This window comes from Nitratidesulfovibrio oxamicus, assembly GCF_015731765.1.
GTDB lineage: Bacteria > Desulfobacterota > Desulfovibrionia > Desulfovibrionales > Desulfovibrionaceae > Cupidesulfovibrio > Cupidesulfovibrio oxamicus.
Map to the genome: position 1 here is coordinate 45,771 of NZ_VRYY01000111.1, position 14,733 is coordinate 60,503.

18 protein-coding genes are annotated in these 14,733 nt (G+C 64.0%); 14 read left to right on the forward strand and 4 right to left on the reverse strand.

Translation table 11 applies throughout. The annotated features are described in order from the left end of the window. Nucleotides 1–17: 17 nt before the first annotated feature. Nucleotides 18–1,391 carry an ArnT family glycosyltransferase gene (locus FVW20_RS05180; protein WP_196608581.1) on the forward strand — a complete coding sequence of 458 codons (1,374 nt, stop codon included), beginning with the start codon at nucleotides 18–20 and terminating at the stop codon, nucleotides 1,389–1,391. Nucleotides 1,392–1,534: 143 nt separating this feature from the next. On the opposite strand, the gene FVW20_RS05185 is transcribed toward FVW20_RS05180, so the two are convergent. After that, entirely contained in the window at nucleotides 1,535–1,915 is a 381-nt protein-coding gene (locus tag FVW20_RS05185; RefSeq protein ID WP_196608582.1) for a helix-turn-helix domain-containing protein, read from the reverse strand. Nucleotides 1,916–2,550: 635 nt separating this feature from the next. Between FVW20_RS05185 and FVW20_RS05190 the strand changes: the two genes are divergently transcribed. The 7 genes from FVW20_RS05190 (at nucleotide 2,551) to FVW20_RS05220 (ending at nucleotide 9,309) form a co-directional block, all read left to right on the forward strand. Beyond that, complete coding sequence (locus FVW20_RS05190; protein ID WP_196608583.1) at nucleotides 2,551–3,513, forward strand: glycosyltransferase; 963 nt, start codon at nucleotides 2,551–2,553, stop codon at nucleotides 3,511–3,513. A 28-nt stretch (nucleotides 3,514–3,541) separates the two neighbouring features. Then, nucleotides 3,542–4,339, forward strand: a complete 798-nt coding sequence (locus tag FVW20_RS05195; protein ID WP_196608584.1) for an NAD-dependent epimerase/dehydratase family protein — start codon at nucleotides 3,542–3,544, stop codon at nucleotides 4,337–4,339. Further along, nucleotides 4,336–5,160, forward strand: coding sequence for a sugar phosphate isomerase/epimerase family protein (locus FVW20_RS05200; RefSeq protein ID WP_196608585.1), 825 nt, complete (start codon nucleotides 4,336–4,338; stop codon nucleotides 5,158–5,160). Before FVW20_RS05195 ends, FVW20_RS05200 begins: the two co-directional genes overlap by 4 nt. Continuing rightward, nucleotides 5,157–5,990, forward strand: coding sequence for a glycosyltransferase family 2 protein (locus tag FVW20_RS05205; RefSeq protein WP_196608586.1), 834 nt, complete (start codon nucleotides 5,157–5,159; stop codon nucleotides 5,988–5,990). Before FVW20_RS05200 ends, FVW20_RS05205 begins: the two co-directional genes overlap by 4 nt. Then, nucleotides 5,987–7,171 (forward strand): FAD-dependent oxidoreductase, encoded by a 1,185-nt coding sequence (locus FVW20_RS05210; protein ID WP_196608587.1) that lies wholly within the window; start codon nucleotides 5,987–5,989, stop codon nucleotides 7,169–7,171. Before FVW20_RS05205 ends, FVW20_RS05210 begins: the two co-directional genes overlap by 4 nt. Further along, nucleotides 7,168–7,581, forward strand: coding sequence for a GtrA family protein (locus tag FVW20_RS05215; RefSeq protein ID WP_196608588.1), 414 nt, complete (start codon nucleotides 7,168–7,170; stop codon nucleotides 7,579–7,581). The genes FVW20_RS05210 and FVW20_RS05215 overlap by 4 nt, the downstream gene beginning before the upstream one ends. 114 nt (nucleotides 7,582–7,695) lie before the next feature. Continuing rightward, the gene (locus tag FVW20_RS05220) at nucleotides 7,696–9,309 is read left to right on the forward strand and encodes a hypothetical protein (RefSeq protein ID WP_196608589.1); all 1,614 of its coding nucleotides are present in this window, start codon (nucleotides 7,696–7,698) and stop codon (nucleotides 9,307–9,309) included. Nucleotides 9,310–9,425: 116 nt separating this feature from the next. On the opposite strand, the gene FVW20_RS05225 is transcribed toward FVW20_RS05220, so the two are convergent. After that, nucleotides 9,426–9,686: an AbrB/MazE/SpoVT family DNA-binding domain-containing protein gene (locus FVW20_RS05225; RefSeq protein WP_196608590.1), complete on the reverse strand. Its 261-nt coding sequence runs from the start codon at nucleotides 9,684–9,686 to the stop codon at nucleotides 9,426–9,428. 214 nt (nucleotides 9,687–9,900) lie between these two features. Between FVW20_RS05225 and FVW20_RS05230 the strand changes: the two genes are divergently transcribed. From FVW20_RS05230 to FVW20_RS05240, 3 genes are all read left to right on the forward strand, one after another. Further along, nucleotides 9,901–10,611 carry an ERF family protein gene (locus FVW20_RS05230; protein ID WP_196608591.1) on the forward strand — a complete coding sequence of 237 codons (711 nt, stop codon included), beginning with the start codon at nucleotides 9,901–9,903 and terminating at the stop codon, nucleotides 10,609–10,611. Between the two features lie 70 nt (nucleotides 10,612–10,681). Next, nucleotides 10,682–11,938: a hypothetical protein gene (locus FVW20_RS05235; protein ID WP_231038883.1), complete on the forward strand. Its 1,257-nt coding sequence runs from the start codon at nucleotides 10,682–10,684 to the stop codon at nucleotides 11,936–11,938. Nucleotides 11,939–11,940: 2 nt separating this feature from the next. Continuing rightward, nucleotides 11,941–12,300, forward strand: coding sequence for a hypothetical protein (locus FVW20_RS05240; RefSeq protein WP_035065277.1), 360 nt, complete (start codon nucleotides 11,941–11,943; stop codon nucleotides 12,298–12,300). 56 nt (nucleotides 12,301–12,356) lie between these two features. Here the strand turns inward: FVW20_RS05240 and FVW20_RS05245 are convergent, their stop codons facing one another. Together FVW20_RS05245 and FVW20_RS05250 are read right to left on the reverse strand one after the other, a co-directional pair. Continuing rightward, a complete protein-coding gene (locus FVW20_RS05245) occupies nucleotides 12,357–12,599 on the reverse strand; it encodes a CopG family ribbon-helix-helix protein (protein ID WP_196608592.1) in 243 nt (80 codons plus the stop codon). Between the two features lie 37 nt (nucleotides 12,600–12,636). Then, nucleotides 12,637–12,891: a CopG family ribbon-helix-helix protein gene (locus FVW20_RS05250; protein ID WP_196608593.1), complete on the reverse strand. Its 255-nt coding sequence runs from the start codon at nucleotides 12,889–12,891 to the stop codon at nucleotides 12,637–12,639. 65 nt (nucleotides 12,892–12,956) lie between these two features. On the opposite strand from FVW20_RS05250, the gene FVW20_RS05255 reads away from it, so the two are divergent. The 3 genes from FVW20_RS05255 to FVW20_RS05265 all read left to right on the forward strand — a co-directional run bounded on the left by FVW20_RS05255 (nucleotide 12,957) and on the right by FVW20_RS05265 (nucleotide 14,699). Further along, on the forward strand, nucleotides 12,957–13,934 hold the full coding sequence (locus tag FVW20_RS05255) for an AAA family ATPase (RefSeq protein WP_196608594.1): 978 nt from the start codon (nucleotides 12,957–12,959) through the stop codon (nucleotides 13,932–13,934). Then, nucleotides 13,931–14,335, forward strand: a complete 405-nt coding sequence (locus tag FVW20_RS05260) for a hypothetical protein (RefSeq protein WP_196608595.1) — start codon at nucleotides 13,931–13,933, stop codon at nucleotides 14,333–14,335. Before FVW20_RS05255 ends, FVW20_RS05260 begins: the two co-directional genes overlap by 4 nt. Nucleotides 14,336–14,411: 76 nt before the next feature. After that, nucleotides 14,412–14,699 carry a hypothetical protein gene (locus FVW20_RS05265; protein WP_196608596.1) on the forward strand — a complete coding sequence of 96 codons (288 nt, stop codon included), beginning with the start codon at nucleotides 14,412–14,414 and terminating at the stop codon, nucleotides 14,697–14,699. Nucleotides 14,700–14,733: the final 34 nt, after the last annotated feature.

Consider the following 14,733-nt stretch of genomic DNA (forward strand, 5'->3'; position numbering starts at 1 on the left):
ACACAGGACGCCGCCACATGCGCTTCATTCCCGCACCCGCTCCCTGCCTTGTGGCCGGGGTGCTTCTCCTCGTTCTCACGAATGTTTTCGCCTTGTTGTCCGCCCCACGTATCTACGACTGGGATGAAGCCCGTCACGGAGTCACCGCCTACGAAATGATCGAACGCGGGGACTTCCTGACCAACACCTACATGGGGGAGCCGGACTACTGGAATGCGAAGCCGCCGCTGAGCTTCTACCCGATCATCGCCGGGTACAAGTTGTTCGGCTTCAACAGCCTGGGGCTCCGCTTCTTCTCCGGGGTGTTCGCGACAGCACTGCTCTGCCTGGTGCTCGTCCACACGGCCCGCGTACAAGGGACCGCCAGCGGGATGCTTGCGGTCCTCATGCTTGCCACGGGAAAAAACTTCATCTTCCGGCACAACGCGCGTACCGGCGATCCTGATGCGCTCTTTCTCCTGCTGTACGTGGTGAGCGTACTCCTGGTCCTCCAGAAAACGCGCAGCCCTTACCGGTTCTATATCGCAAGCGTACTCGCCTCGTTCGCGTTCCTGACGAAGAGTTTCCATGCTGCTCCTCTCGTCGTGACCCTCGCCATTTTCTTCTTTCTTGACGTAGGCGTTTCGGCCCGATCCCTGAAGCACGCCATCGGGTGCCTGCTTGCCGGGCTGTTGCCTACGTCCCTCTGGGGCTGGTTGCGCTATCGAGTTGACGGGACGGCTTTTTTCAAAAAGATGGTCGGCTATGACCTGCTCAAGCGTTCTTCCCAAGCCATCGAAGGCCACCAGGCCGACCTGTTCTTCTACTTCCAGAACGTGCTCATCGAGTTTCGGTTCTGGATGATACTTGCGGGCGTTCTGCTGGCGGCCTCCGCGTATTTCGCGAGAAGGGCAGGAGCACGTAATGGCTCTTACCTCCCGGAGGGGATTGCCCGGCCCTTTTTCCTCAGGCTCGCCATCGCCGCGGCAGTCCCCATGTTCCTGTTTACCGCTGCGGCATCAAAACTGACCTGGTACACGTACCCCTCGTACCCGTTCCTGTGCATGATGCTTGGAACCCTGACGGCACAGTGCATCGTGGCGCTTTGGCATACAGGCGGTGTTCATGCGGCGCGCATCGCGGCGTTCGGCATCGTGGCCGTTCTCGCCGTGGCGGAAGCAAACATGCTGCGTCAGACCGCAAAGGCGGCTCGGGATCAGGACGAGGTACAGCAACAGATCATCCGTCTCGGAGAGGTCCCCGACAACAGGGGAGCCTGCCTCTCGCTCCGTGGCACGGGATGGACCCAGGGACGCGTTCTGGCCGCGAAACTATACGGGGACTTCACTCCACTCACCGGCAAAGCGGCAACGACCTGTGAAAGAACCCTGTACCTGGACATGTCGGAGTAGGCGGGGGGTGGACAAAGGAAAGGGGGGCTGCCCTTTCTGTCGGCAAGATCGCCAAAGCCTCCCCCCAGAGAGTGGACGGCGTCATGAAGGAACAGGCAAGAGCCTGCGGGAACGCTGATCGTGCGGCATGGATGAAAGTGAGCCTACGAGTCCGGGGTTAACCGTTCGTCCCGTTTCAGGCTTTCTTCCTTGAGTAGACCGGCCAAGCCCGCGGCATGGCGGAACACCAGTTCCCGCCGTCTCGCGTCCAGCCCGTGGAGCATGTCGATGATGCGCTCCACGAGAGCCGACGTATCAGGATCGTTCTCCCGAAAAAGGTCCGCCACCGGGCACCCCAAGGTGTCGGCGATGATCTGAAGCCGCTCGAACTTCGGCGCGATGCGGCCCTTCTCCATGCGGGAGAGGGATTGCTGGCCGATACCTATTCGTTCCGCCAGTTCTTCCTGGGTCAGGCCCAATCTCTTCCGCTTGCTGTAAATATTCCTGCCCACCAGTCGGGTGAGCGAGTTGGCATCGTCTGTCACTCGGAGGCCTCCTGTTACGCGTTTCGCGCATATTTTCAGGAGACACCGCAGAGCAAACAGGTGCTAGAAGACGTTTTTTATTGACTTAAAAAGCGTTAAAAATTATCGCTGATTCAACGGTCGAGGCTTCACTCGAACTCTGCCCAGAACACCTCACATGGACTCGGAGAGAGTATGCTTATTGGACTGCTCTTGGTTGCTGTTCTCATCTTGTTTGTCCTTAACCCGGTCCAAGCACTCAAGTACAGTATGCGCCGGAATTGCTGGCGTCGTACTTGTTCCGTTCTTTAAGATGATTGGAGTTGTCTTGTGCGGCATAATCTTCTTGGGTGCATACATCAAACTATAAGATTCATGTTCATTTTGGGCATTGCTGTTGCCGGGAATGGTCGCGTCGGCACATCTGCCTGATGGTTAATGCAAAAGTGTCCATCCTCTTCCCCCGCGTCTCTTCAACTTTTCGTGCTCCGCCGTCTTCCCGCGCACCATGTGCCCAGGCCCCAACCCGATGCGCCCGACGCAGGGCAACGTCACCTTTGCCCTACCGACACGGCCCGAACCAAACGGAGGCTCAGGCCTTTGGCTCCCATCCCTGACCAACGGAAGCGCACCCCGCTCCGCAAGGCACGCAGGCCATGACCTCTCAGATCGTCTCCGTGTGCATGGTGTTCGAAAACGACGCGGCCATCGCCGCCGACGTCGTACATGAACTGCATGCCACGCTTTCCGCACGGTTCGAGAATTTCGAGATACTGGCGGTGGACAACGGCTCCACCGACGATACCGTCAGCCGATTGATGACCGCAACTGCCCCCCTCGACAACATCCGCATTCTCATCCTCGCCAAGCAGTATGACATCGAGATCGCCAGTTTCGCGGCGCTGGAAAACGCCATCGGCGACTATGTCGTGCTGTTCGAACCGCGCACCGACCCCTGCCATGTGGCACCGCTACTCGTGGCCAAGTGCATGGAGGGCCACGACCTGGTTTCCGGCAAGGCCGAGGACCGGTGCGACGACACCGGCTGGCGGCCCCTGTTTTCAGCCCTGTTCCGCAACCTCGGGCGGCTTTCGGGCGTGCACAACCTGCAAGACGTCTGGTCGTCCTGCTTCTGCTTCAACCGCACCACGCTGAACGCCATCATCCAGATAAAGGACAAGGTGCGTTCGCTACGCTTCATCAGCGCGGAGATCGGACACACCCGCGCCATGGTTCCGTACCGCCGGGCACCGCGTTCCGACGCGCGCAGCCGCTTCTGGACCAAGCTGTCCTCTGGGGTGGGAGTCATCTTTGCCAGTTCCGACAGGCCGCTGCGGATCATGAACATCGCAACGCTGCTGCTCTCGCTGGGCAACTTCCTGTACATCTTCTATGTGGGCATCTTCTATCTCTTCAAAACTGATACCCCACAGGGGTGGACATCCACGTCCATGGTGCTCGCCAGCACCTTCGCCATTCTTTCCCTCGCCCTCTGTGTGCTCGGGGAATACCAGTTGCTGATATACAAGGAAGCCCGCAAGGGGCCCCTGTATCACATCGCGCGCGAGGTCGATCGGTCCCACATGTTCGAGAAGATCAGCGCGCGCAACGTGGTCTAGCAGACATTCCACAGGAAGAGGAGACGACGTGCGCCGCGCACTTATTGGATACACAGGGCTCGTGGGTTCGAACCTGGCCGCGCAAGGGCGGTTCGACGCCCTGTACAATTCCCGCAACATCGAGACAATCCGGGGAGAGGCGTTCGACGAGATCGTCTGCGCGGGCATCAGCGCCGTCAAATGGTGGGCCAACACCCACCCGGAAGAAGACATGCAGGGCGTACAGCGCCTGCTGGACAGCCTTGGCCACTGCACGGCGGAAAGATTCACGCTGATTTCCACCGTGGACGTCTACGCCCGCCCCGACGGCGTGGACGAAAACACCCCCGTGGGAATGGACGGGCTGCACGCCTACGGGCGGCACCGCCGACTGGCCGAACTGTTCTGCCGGAAACGGTTCGCGCGGTGCATGATCCTGCGGCTGCCCGGGCTATTCGGCGCGGGGCTGAAGAAGAACGCCATCTACGACCTGCTCCACGACAACCAGGTGGACAATATCCACCCCGACGCCGTGTACCAGTTCTACGACCTTGGCCGCATCCACGCCGACATGGAAACCGCCCGCGTCGCCGGGCTCGACCTCGTGAACCTTGCCACCGAGCCCGTTTCCATGCGGCAGGTGGCGCGCCACGCCTTCGGCCGGGAATTCGGAGCCTCGCCCGGCATACCTGTTCCGCGGTACGACATGCGTACCATCCACGCTGCGGTGTTCGGCAGTTCTCCGCCCTACCTGCAAACGGCCAGGCAGGTGCTGGACGGCATCGCCGCCTTCGTGGCCGTCGAAACAGGTACCCGGACAGCGGAACGGACGGCGGAAGACGCATGAAGCTGGCTGTTTCCAACATCGCGTGGAAGCCGGGCGACGACGATGCCGCCCTCGACGTGCTGGCGCGGCGCGGCGTGCATGCGCTGGAGGCCGCGCCCGGCCCCCTGCTGCGACTGGAACGCCTCGACCACATCCCGACTGATGCTGTGGCCGCGGCCCGCGCCCGGTGCGCGGCCAGGGGACTGACCGTCATCGCCATGCAGGCCCTGCTGTTCGGCCGTCCCGACCTTGCCCTCTTTGGCGCCCCCGAAACGCGCGAGGCCATGGCCCGCCACCTCGAACGCCTCATCGACGTGGCGGGCGCGGTGGGCGAGGGCGTCCGACTGGTGTTCGGTTCGCCCCGGAACCGGCTGCGCGGCGCGCTTTCCGAACGGCAGGCGCTGGACATCGCCGTGCCCTTCTTCCATCGCCTCGGTCAGCGGGCGGAGGACGCAGGGGCGGTGTTCTGCATCGAACCCAACGCCACCGGCTACGGGGCCGATTTCGTCACCACCACGGCGGAGGCGCTGCACCTCGTGCGGCTGGTGGACCATCCCGGTTTCGGGCTGCACGTGGACGCGGGCGTGATGACCATGAACGGCGAGAACTACGCCGCCGAACTGGAAGCCGCCCGGCCGTGGATACGCCATGTACACGTGTCGGAACCCCATCTCGGCAGGCTGACCGACGCCGTCACCGACCACCCGGCCATGGCCGTGGCGCTGCGGCGCATCGGCTGGGACGGCCACGTGTCCATCGAGATGAAGAGTGGCCTTGGCGACGACAACCTCACGGTGCTCGACGCATGCATCGTCTACGCGCAGGAGACATACCTCGCATGAGCCTGACGCCCATGGAGCCCCCCCGTTGGCCCGCCGACTGGGAAGTGCCGCGCGGCGAGTACGCGCAGGGCTTCTCCCGACGGACCGGATATGGCCTCGTCATCCCGGTCATCAACGAGGGGGCGCGGTTCATGGACCAACTGCGGGGCATGCACGCGGCGGGCATCATGAACCTGACGGACGTGATCATCGCCGACGGCGGCTCCACTGACGGCACCACAGATCACGATGCGCTGGCCACGCTGGGCGTGCGTGCGCTCATCGTCAAGCGCGATTCGGGCAGGCTTTCCGCCCAGTTGCGCATGGGCTACGCCTACGCCATGCAGGAGGGGTACGAAGGCGTCCTCACCATCGACGGCAACGGCAAGGATTCCGTGGAGTCCGTCGCGGACTTCGTCGCCGCGCTGGATCAGGGGTACGACTACGTGCAGGCCTCGCGCTTCATCGCCGGGGGCCGGGCCGAAAACACCCCGCCAGTGCGCCTGCTGGCCATCCGGCTGGTGCACGCGCCGCTGATCAGCCTGGCCGCGCGCCACTGGTTCACCGACACCACCCAGGGCTACCGGGCCTACAGCCGCCGCTACCTGCTCGACCCGCGCGTGCGGCCCTTCCGCCGCATCTTCGACAGCTACGAACTGCTGGCCTATCTTTCCGCCCGGTGCACGCGCATCGGCCTGCGGGCCACGGAGATACCCACCACCCGCGCCTACCCCGCCAAGGGGCCGGTACCCACCAAGATCAGCCACGTGCGGGGCAACGCCACGCTCATCCGCATCCTGCTGCAGACCCTGCGCGGCGCGTACAACCCGCCCGCCACTCCCCGGTCATGAGCACCCGGCTGACGGCCGACGCCGTGGTCATCGGGGGCGGATTCTACGGCGCGTGCCTCGCGCTGCTGCTGCGGCGGCTGTATCCGCGCGTGCTGCTGGCGGAAAAGGAAGACGACCTGCTGCAACGGGCCTCGTACATCAACCAGGCCCGCGTGCACGCAGGCTTCCACTATCCGCGCAACCTGGTCACCGCGTATCGCTCGCTGGTCAACTTCCCCCGCTTCGTCGCCGACTTCCGGCATGCCATCATGCGCGACTTCACCAAGGTCTACGCCGTGGCCCGGCTGAATTCCAAGGTCAACGCGCACAGGTTCCACGAAATGTTCCGGCGCATGAAGGCTCCCATAAAGCCCGCGCCCGCGCACCTTGCCTCGCTGTTCAACCCCGAGTTGGTCGAGCGGGCCTTTCTGGTCAGGGAGTACGCCTTCGACGCTTCGGTGCTGAAGGGCATCCTGCGCAGGCGGCTGGAAGCGGAGGGGGTGGAACTCCTCATGCGAACGCGCATCCACGCGGTGCGGTCCGGCGCGGGTGACGGGCTGGTGCTGGATGGCGCCAGAGGGAACGAGCGGTACGAGATACACGCCAAACATGTTTTCAACTGTACGTATTCCCTCATAAATGTCCTGCTGCACGCCTCGGGCCTGCCCCTGCTGCCCCTGAAGCACGAGATCACCGAAATGGCGCTGGTGCGACCGCCGGAGCCGTTGCGCAACCTCGGCGTGACCGTGATGGACGGCCCGTTCTTCTCCACCATGCCCTTTCCGGCGCTGGGACTGCATTCGCTGAGCCACGTGCGCTACACCCCGCACAAGGGCTGGATCGACGAGGTTCCCCCCGTGGACGGGCACGAACTGCTGCGCGCGGCCCCGCCCGCCAGCAAGGCGCTGCACATGATCAACGACGCGGCCCGGTATCTGCCCGTCCTCGGCGGAGTGCGTCAGGAAGGTTCGCTGTTCGAGGTCAAGACCGTGCTGCTGGCCAGCGAGGACAGCGATTCGCGCCCCATCCTGTTCCGCAGGGATTACGGAGGGCTGAAGGGCTTCCACGTGGCCATGGGCGGGAAGATCGACAACATCTACGACCTGCTGGAAACCATCGCCGACCTCAACGACGATTTCGGCGACAGGAAGCGGCTGCATGACATCGTCGCGGGGCTGCTCGGCGGGGGGAGCGGGGCATGATGCGGCCGGGCGACGGGTTCTCCGGGACGGCCGCCCGGTTCTTCCTGGTCAGCCTGCTCGGGGTGGGGCTGGACCTCGGGCTTGCCGCAGCCCTGATGGCCGGCATGGCGCTGTCACCACGAACGGCGGCCACGGCGGGCTTCTGCGCCGCAGTGCTCCTGAACTACGTACTGCACGAAAAGGTCACCTTCGTTCGGCACGACAACGCCCTGTCGGCCCGGCGGCTGGGGGGCTTCGCGCTCGGTTCGCTCGCCGTGCTCGGCGTGCGCCTTGGCGCCCTGGAACTGTTGCTGCGGGTTCCCCTGTTGAAGGCCATGGCGGGCGGCTTCACGGCGGTGCTGCTTGCCGCGGGGGTGTCGTTCGCGTTCGGCTTCACGGTTTCCCGTCTGCTCATCTTCCGGCGGCGCTGACGGGAATATGTTGCGGGAATGAGCGCGCGAAAACATGCCATCGCGCATTCCACCACCGCCATCCGGGGCCTGTCGCGGCTCCCGTGCGCGGTGCATCATGACTTGGAGGAAATCATGGGATTGTTCGCATCGTGTGTGGGGGATGCCGGGGACACGGCGGCCTGCGTGAAAGGACGCGGGGTGCGTTTCTTCCGTGCCGCGCTGGTGTCGCTGGCCGCAATCCTGCTGAGCGTCCCCCTGTTGGGACGGTCGGTCAGGTCCGACGAAGCCATGCTGCTGGCAAACTTCCCCTTGGGAGGCATGGCCGACACGCTGCACCCCCTGCCGTACTACGACCAGGCATCGCCCGCACTGTACAGTCTGTTCCTGAACCTGCTTTCGAGTCTGGACTTTGCCGCGATGCGGGGACTGGAGCAGTTCCTGCTGGTGCTCGGCATGATCCTGCTGCTGGCGGGCAGGGACGGGCGGTGGCGCGCGTTCGCCCTGGCGGCACTGTGCCTGTTCATGTCGCCCCGTCCTGTCCTCATGCTCTCGGAATTCAAGCATTACGCCTTCGAGGCGCTGGGGGCCGTGGCTGCGGTGACGTGGTTCGCCCGCAAGGGCCGGGACGAGACGTTCACCTTCCGCGACGTGCTGTACCACGTGGGGGTGACGTCGCTGGGCGTGTCCACCCTGGTCATTTCCTGTGTCTCGATCGGAGTGTTCATGGCCGGGCGGCGTCTCCGCGCGGCACGGATCGGAAGGCGGGAGATGGTCGCGGCCGCCTCGTTCGCGCTGTTCGCCGCGCTGTACTACCTGCACGTGAAACACATAACGACCATCCAGATCGGTAACAACGCCCTCGTCTATGCTGATGGCGGTGCTTTCAAGAACGCAGTGTCCCTGCTCCGGGCGTGGAGAAGCGCCATCGGCGCACCGGGGCTGGTCCTGACCGGAATCTCCGTGGCCGTGCTGTGGATGGCCCGACGCATCGTCCCGGCGGGGAGGGTTGCCGCCCTTTGCGGGGCTACGGCCGTGGCGTTTTTTGGCGCATCCATGGCGGGGATGTATCCGGCGGATGCGTCCCGGCACGTGACGTGGGTCGCCGGGTTGGCCTGGAGCCTCGTCTTTTTCGCCATCTGCATTGCGGAACGGGAGGATGCGCGCATGCGGACCGTGGCGCGGCTGACCATGGCGGGGCTGGTGTGCGTATCACTCGCGAACGTGGTGACATTCCACCTGGGCAGCAAGCAACTCGAGATCACGGAAAACAACCGGGCCATCGCCTGGCTGGAAAACCTGCCGCCGTCGGACGTGGGACTGTGGAGCGGTGGGCAGCCGGTGCTGGAATGCTATTTGCGCAAGCGCCCCGGTCTTGCCCGGCATACCTATTTCGGACGGATCAACAGCCGGTCGGCCGATGTCCGCGCTGCCATAGAGACAGCGGGCAACTCCGCGAGCCCGGTGGACTTCGCGGCACTGAAGGACCACTCCGGCGCGTGGGGAATGATGACCGCGTTCAAGAACGCGGAGGACTACCAGCAACCTGCGGAAGTCCTCGTGGCGGAGGCTCCCCGGAACAGGCCGTTCCACATCTTCGCCAGCCATTACGACCTCGGGGCCACGCGCGGATTCACGCGGGCGCGGGTGAACGGTCTGCACGACGCGCTGGCCGCGCACGGGTGCGATTATGAGGCGGTGGCGCAATTCGACAGCGTGGTGCTGTACACGGCCCAATGCCCGCAATGACCGGGCGGAGGGTGGTGGTGGAGCGGCGGGTCATCCCGCCGCTGTCGTCTCTTCCGTCGGGAGGGACGCGGGAAAGAGCAGCACGGAAATGAGAATGTTCGTATCTGCCCTCACCCTCATGATTGCCGTTCCGCCCCGTAGCGCACCTCATCGACCAAGCCCTGCACATCTTCATCATTTGCGACGCCGAAATCCCTGTCCGCTCCCGCAAAGGCGTCCTGTGCCCGAACTATGGCCGTGGCCGAGGCGTTGTTGATGATGATTTCCCCGTCACGCTCGATGAACAGCAGTTTGTCACCCTCCTTGAGTCGCAATTTCCTCCGAATATCGACCGGAACCGTCACCTGCCCATTGGCTGATACTTTTGCCAAGTTCATATGGCCTCCTCAAAAATTCTTGAGATTCTTTATTTCCTTGATAAGCAGGCGATGCCTGTTCGTCAACAGCGGCAGGTTTTTGAAACCAGCCCAAGGACAAATGTAATTCATCATTTCCTCAAATATATATTACATCCTTGAATAGGCAGACATTTTGCCCCAACTGCCCTGATACCCCCGTGTGTCAGGGTTTTTTCTCATTCAAGGAGCCCCTATGCACCCCACCGAGTACACCTCCCCCGAGGTCACCGACCTCGCCAAGGCCCTCATTGCCGTTCAACACACCCTGCAACCGGCCATCAAGGACCGTGAGAACCCGTTCGCCAAGTCCCGTTACGCCACCCTCAACTCCGTCATGGATTCCTGCCGGGATGCGCTGCTGGCCAGCGGCATCTGGGTGACCCAGTACCCGGTCCCGGCAGAGGTCGGGCACCTCGGCCTTGTCACCAAACTCACGCACGCGGAGTCCGGCCAGTGGCAGTCATCGCTGTTGGTGATGCCCCTACCCAAGGCCGACCCGCAGGGATACGGCAGCGCCATGACCTATGCCCGCCGGTACGCGCTTTCGGCCATGCTCGGCATGGTGACGGAAGACGATGACGACGGCGAGGCAGCATCCCGCGACAGGCCCGCACGGCAGAAAACGCCTCGCCAGCCTCGGCCCCAACAGCCGTCAGCCGCATCAGCCCAACAAGCACCCGCAGCCCATCCGCCTCAGCCCAAGCCCGCAGAAACAGCACATCCAGCCCTGGCGTCACTGCCACGGCTGGATGGAGTCAGCTACACGACGGCCACCGCCCAGGATGGCCGTCTTTGCATTCTGGCGTCGGGCAACACGTCTGCCCGCAAACAACTGCTCTCGGCTGCCGGGTTCAAGTGGAACGCCGAGCGCAAAGTCTGGTGGCGGTACGCCGAGACCGCCTGATCCACACACCACGCCGAGGGCGGGGATTCCCCCGCCATGGGGGAGCCTCGTCCACTTGATGGAGCCTCCCATGACAAAGCCCCCGCAATCCCCCATGTCTCCGGCACTGCCGCCCCCTCTCTCCCTCCTCGCCGAATCCATGCTCGCGCAAGAAATTCACACCACGCAGACGCAACTGGGCGACCGCAGCACCTACGTCGGCATGTCCGATATCGGCGCCGCAACGGAATGCCTGCGCTCGGCGGCTGCCCGCAAACTGGCGTCGCCGAACACGCAGCCCCACATCATCCCGCCTCAGCATGTCGGTTCCATCCTGAAGCGCCACCTCCCCCTGCATCGAGGCCACTGGCAGGAGGCCGGGATCACCGACGCCCTCACCAGAAGCGGCCACCGGCTCATTCCGCAGTTGGAAATCAGCGCCACCTTTCACGGTGTGCCTATCAAGGCGCACCTCGACATCACTCTCATCCACGAAGCCCCGACACCCGTCATCCGGGTGCTGGAGCTGAAAAGCAACGGGCACCTGCCCGAAACCCTCTACACCTCCAACGAGGTGCAACTCTACGGGCAGATCGGCCTGCTTGAGAGCACTTGGCATCGCCCGCGCTGCTCGCTGCGTGACGAAGACGGCCAACCGGTCTTCACCCGCAAGACCTTCCCTGAAGCGGCCCGGCTGCTCTTCGGCATCGACCTGCCAAGCACACCGGAAGGTGTGGCCATCGAAGGCTGGGTGCTCTCCATCTCCATGGCCGACGCCAAGGCCTTCGGGCCGTACACGCCCAACCGGGCCATGCTCGGCATCTGCTGCAACACGGCCGCCGACCTGTGGCAAGCCGGCAACGCCATCAAGGCCGGGCTGTTGACGCTTGACGACCTCCCGTACTGCCAGGGGTTCCATCCCCTGTGCGACTGGTGCGACGCCAACGCCACCTGTCCCAAGTTCCGTCCCATGCGGGTTGACGGAATGCCCGTGGACCTCGGCCCCGCCCATGCGGCGGACCTCGACCAACTCGCGGGCCTGAAGGAACGCAAACTCGCCATTGAGGGCGATATCGCAGCGATTGAAGGGCGCATCCGCACCGCATTCCAGCGCATCGCGGCGGTAAGCGACAGCATGGCCCGGGATTGGATAACCGCGGGCAGGCACCGCTTCCGGGTGGCATCCATACCCGGCAGACAGACCATCGACCAGGCGTCCCTGCAGGAGGAACTGCAGGCCCTGACCGGCGATCCCCAAACGGCGACAGACATCCTGGAGCGGGCCCGCAAGACCGGTCAGCCCCATGAACGGCTGTTCATCAGCCCCATCAACGGAAAAGGAGAATGACCATGGGATACTACAGCGAAGTCGCCCTGTGCCTGTCCGGCAACGGGCGGGCACGGCTTGATGCGGCGATGCACGAGGCACGGCAGCATGCCACCAACCCCGGCGACATCGAACTGTTCCTGCAAAACGGCCTGAGGCAGGACGCGCCAGACTCGGAAGGCGTGCTGTACTATTGGGAAGGCGTCAAATGGTACGCGGATTTCGAGGAAGTACGGTTCATCACCGACGTCATGGATGAACTTGACGTTGACGACTACCTCTTCCTGCGCATCGGCGAGGACGTTGACGATGCCGAGATTCTCGGCGGCTGGTGGGACAATCCCTTCGACGCGCGCCTGTTCCGGACCATCGATTTCGGCTAGGGGGTGTCGGCGCAGCCCCCTCGGTCAGCGCCAGCCCCAGGCGCACCGCTTCCGGATCATTTCAGGGTGATGCCAAGGGCGCGCATCCGGGCCTTGGCATCAGCATGGCTCACCACGCGACCTTCGCGCACGGCGTCCAGCCCTTGCTGCACCATGCGGCAAAACCGCGCATCGCGGTCAAGGAACTGCGCCACGGCATCCCTGATGACTGCGGCGCGCGTACTACCAGTGGCTGCGGCGATCTCGTCCAGCCGGTCTACGGTGGCCTTGTCAAAACGAATGCTCGTCGGATGCGGCATGATCACTCCGTAGCCATTCACGCCTGATCTGGCCGTATCACGGGTTCTTCCGAAACTTCGTGTCCACGCCCCACTGCGCGAAGCACTCCCGGACCTCATCATCCGATGCGAAGAGTCCGGCATCCGCCTGACGGACGCCTTCCGTGATGGCGGCCACAGCACATTCCTCGTCCCGGACATACCGCCGAACGGCTTCGGCCACGAGTTCAGGCACGGGCCTGCCCATGGCTCTCGCCAGAGCCTTCAGTCGTCCCTTCGTTTCCGGGTCGAGATGCGTATCCCAATTGGCCATGCGTACCTCCCCATTCCGACGGCATACTCAACATCCCCAACCGACACAACATCAAGGAGCACCCCATGCCCCATACCGATTCGGGCCTGCACGCGTTGCAGCCCGTCGATCTCGACGCTGGCGCCGTGTTCAGCGGCACCCCATCGGGCCGCATGATCAAGGGCTACCGCCAGCCCTCGACGTATACCCCCAAGGCTGACCCGGACTACATCTTCCACGAGACCACGCGGGACATCGTGGTTTGGCTGATGACCGCATCCGATCCGCTCTACGTGTTCGGTCCCACCGGCAGCGGGAAGTCCAGCGCCATCCGGCAACTGGCCGCCCGGCTCAACTACCCGGTCTTCGAGGTCACCGGGCACGGCAGGCTGGAGTTCCCCGACCTCGTGGGCCACCTGTCCGTGCATCAGGGTTCCATGGCGTTCCGGTACGGACCGCTGGCGCTGGCCATGAAGCATGGCGGACTCTTCCTGCTCAACGAACTGGACCTGCTGGAACCCGCCACGGCCACGGGGCTCAACGGCATCCTTGACGGCCAGCCCCTGTGCATCCCGGAGAACGGCGGTGAACTGGTCACGCCGCACCCCATGTTCCGGTTCGCGGCCACGGCCAACACCAACGGCGGTTCCGACGAAACGGGCCTCTACCAGGGCACCCTGCGCCAGAACCTCGCCTTCCTCGACCGGTTCTGGCTGTGCGAGATGGGCTACCCCGAACCCGCAGCGGAAGAACGATTGCTGGAACGCATCGCACCGCAACTCCCTGCACCCCTGCGGCGCACCATGATCGACTACGCCAACGAGGTCCGGCGTCTGTTCATGGGCGAATCGGGCACAGCGCATGGCGCTTCTATTGAGGTGACCTTCTCCACTCGCACCCTGATCCGCTGGGCCGACTTGACCCAGCGGTTCCAGCCGCTCGCCCGGCAGGGCATCCAGCCCGTGGCCTACGCCCTCGACCGGACGCTCGGCTTCAAGGCCACACGGGAAACCCGAACGCTCCTCCACGAGATCGCCCAGCGCATGTTCCCCACGGGGGAGTGAACGGGGACGCCGCTACCGCGCCGAACACGTCCGATCCGGACACCCCCGGCAAGGATGCCGCGTCTCCCCGAATTCCCGGCAATACCGGCCTGGTGCTCCAGTTCATGGATTCCCTGCTCACCCGTCAGTCTCTTGATCCCGCCTTCTTCGCCTCCCTCCCTTCGCCTCCCTGGCTGCGCCTCGAAAAGGACACGCCTTCGGGCGGCAAGTTCTGGTCCTGCACCATCCAGGAGCACGGCATCGACCTCAGTTGGGGCAAACGTAACACGCAAGGGCAACGGCTCGCGTTGGCCATCACCCGGTGCAGCCGGGGCAACCCGATCCGCGAGGCGCGGTCACGCACCCTTGGCAAACTCAAGGAAGGCTACCGGCTCGTCTCGTCATACGGCCCCCTCCCATGACCGCGATTTCCCTCCCGACGATTCCGCATTCTGGAACGACTCCGACCTACACCGCACCCACGAGGAGCACACACTCATGAACGCGACATCCGCCATGCGCATCTTCCCCTTCTCCCGCAGCATCCACCTCGTTCGGGATATCCACACCAACGGCGTCCGCCACCACTGGAAGGCCGAGGCGGAACTCTACCTCCTCAAGGTCCGCACCTGGACCGGGGATGACGAAGAACCCCATCCCTCGCGGGTCACGGTCCACACCATCGGGTGGGGCCGGTGCCTCGACGAAGACCCGGTACAGGAAATGTGGCGACAGGCCGCGGAGAAGATCGAAAAGGACCACTACCACTTCCACAACGGAATCTAGGACGCCCCTCCCCCGAGGGGCGTCCTGCTTTTAT

What these genes read in the sequence shown, in the direction of transcription:
- FVW20_RS05250 (WP_196608593.1), bottom strand. Translation starts at nt 12,891, where the DNA reads ATGGCCAATTGGGATACGCATCTCGACCCGGAAACGAAGGGACGACTG.
- FVW20_RS05255 (WP_196608594.1), top strand. Translation starts at nt 12,957, where the DNA reads ATGCCCCATACCGATTCGGGCCTGCACGCGTTGCAGCCCGTCGATCTC.
- FVW20_RS05265 (WP_196608596.1), top strand. Translation starts at nt 14,412, where the DNA reads ATGAACGCGACATCCGCCATGCGCATCTTCCCCTTCTCCCGCAGCATC.
- FVW20_RS05230 (WP_196608591.1), top strand. Translation starts at nt 9,901, where the DNA reads ATGCACCCCACCGAGTACACCTCCCCCGAGGTCACCGACCTCGCCAAG.
- FVW20_RS05210 (WP_196608587.1), top strand. Translation starts at nt 5,987, where the DNA reads ATGAGCACCCGGCTGACGGCCGACGCCGTGGTCATCGGGGGCGGATTC.
- FVW20_RS05235 (WP_231038883.1), top strand. Translation starts at nt 10,682, where the DNA reads ATGACAAAGCCCCCGCAATCCCCCATGTCTCCGGCACTGCCGCCCCCT.
- FVW20_RS05245 (WP_196608592.1), bottom strand. Translation starts at nt 12,599, where the DNA reads ATGCCGCATCCGACGAGCATTCGTTTTGACAAGGCCACCGTAGACCGG.
- FVW20_RS05200 (WP_196608585.1), top strand. Translation starts at nt 4,336, where the DNA reads ATGAAGCTGGCTGTTTCCAACATCGCGTGGAAGCCGGGCGACGACGAT.
- FVW20_RS05225 (WP_196608590.1), bottom strand. Translation starts at nt 9,686, where the DNA reads ATGAACTTGGCAAAAGTATCAGCCAATGGGCAGGTGACGGTTCCGGTC.
- FVW20_RS05205 (WP_196608586.1), top strand. Translation starts at nt 5,157, where the DNA reads ATGAGCCTGACGCCCATGGAGCCCCCCCGTTGGCCCGCCGACTGGGAA.
- FVW20_RS05240 (WP_035065277.1), top strand. Translation starts at nt 11,941, where the DNA reads ATGGGATACTACAGCGAAGTCGCCCTGTGCCTGTCCGGCAACGGGCGG.
- FVW20_RS05190 (WP_196608583.1), top strand. Translation starts at nt 2,551, where the DNA reads ATGACCTCTCAGATCGTCTCCGTGTGCATGGTGTTCGAAAACGACGCG.
- FVW20_RS05215 (WP_196608588.1), top strand. Translation starts at nt 7,168, where the DNA reads ATGATGCGGCCGGGCGACGGGTTCTCCGGGACGGCCGCCCGGTTCTTC.
- FVW20_RS05180 (WP_196608581.1), top strand. Translation starts at nt 18, where the DNA reads ATGCGCTTCATTCCCGCACCCGCTCCCTGCCTTGTGGCCGGGGTGCTT.
- FVW20_RS05220 (WP_196608589.1), top strand. Translation starts at nt 7,696, where the DNA reads ATGGGATTGTTCGCATCGTGTGTGGGGGATGCCGGGGACACGGCGGCC.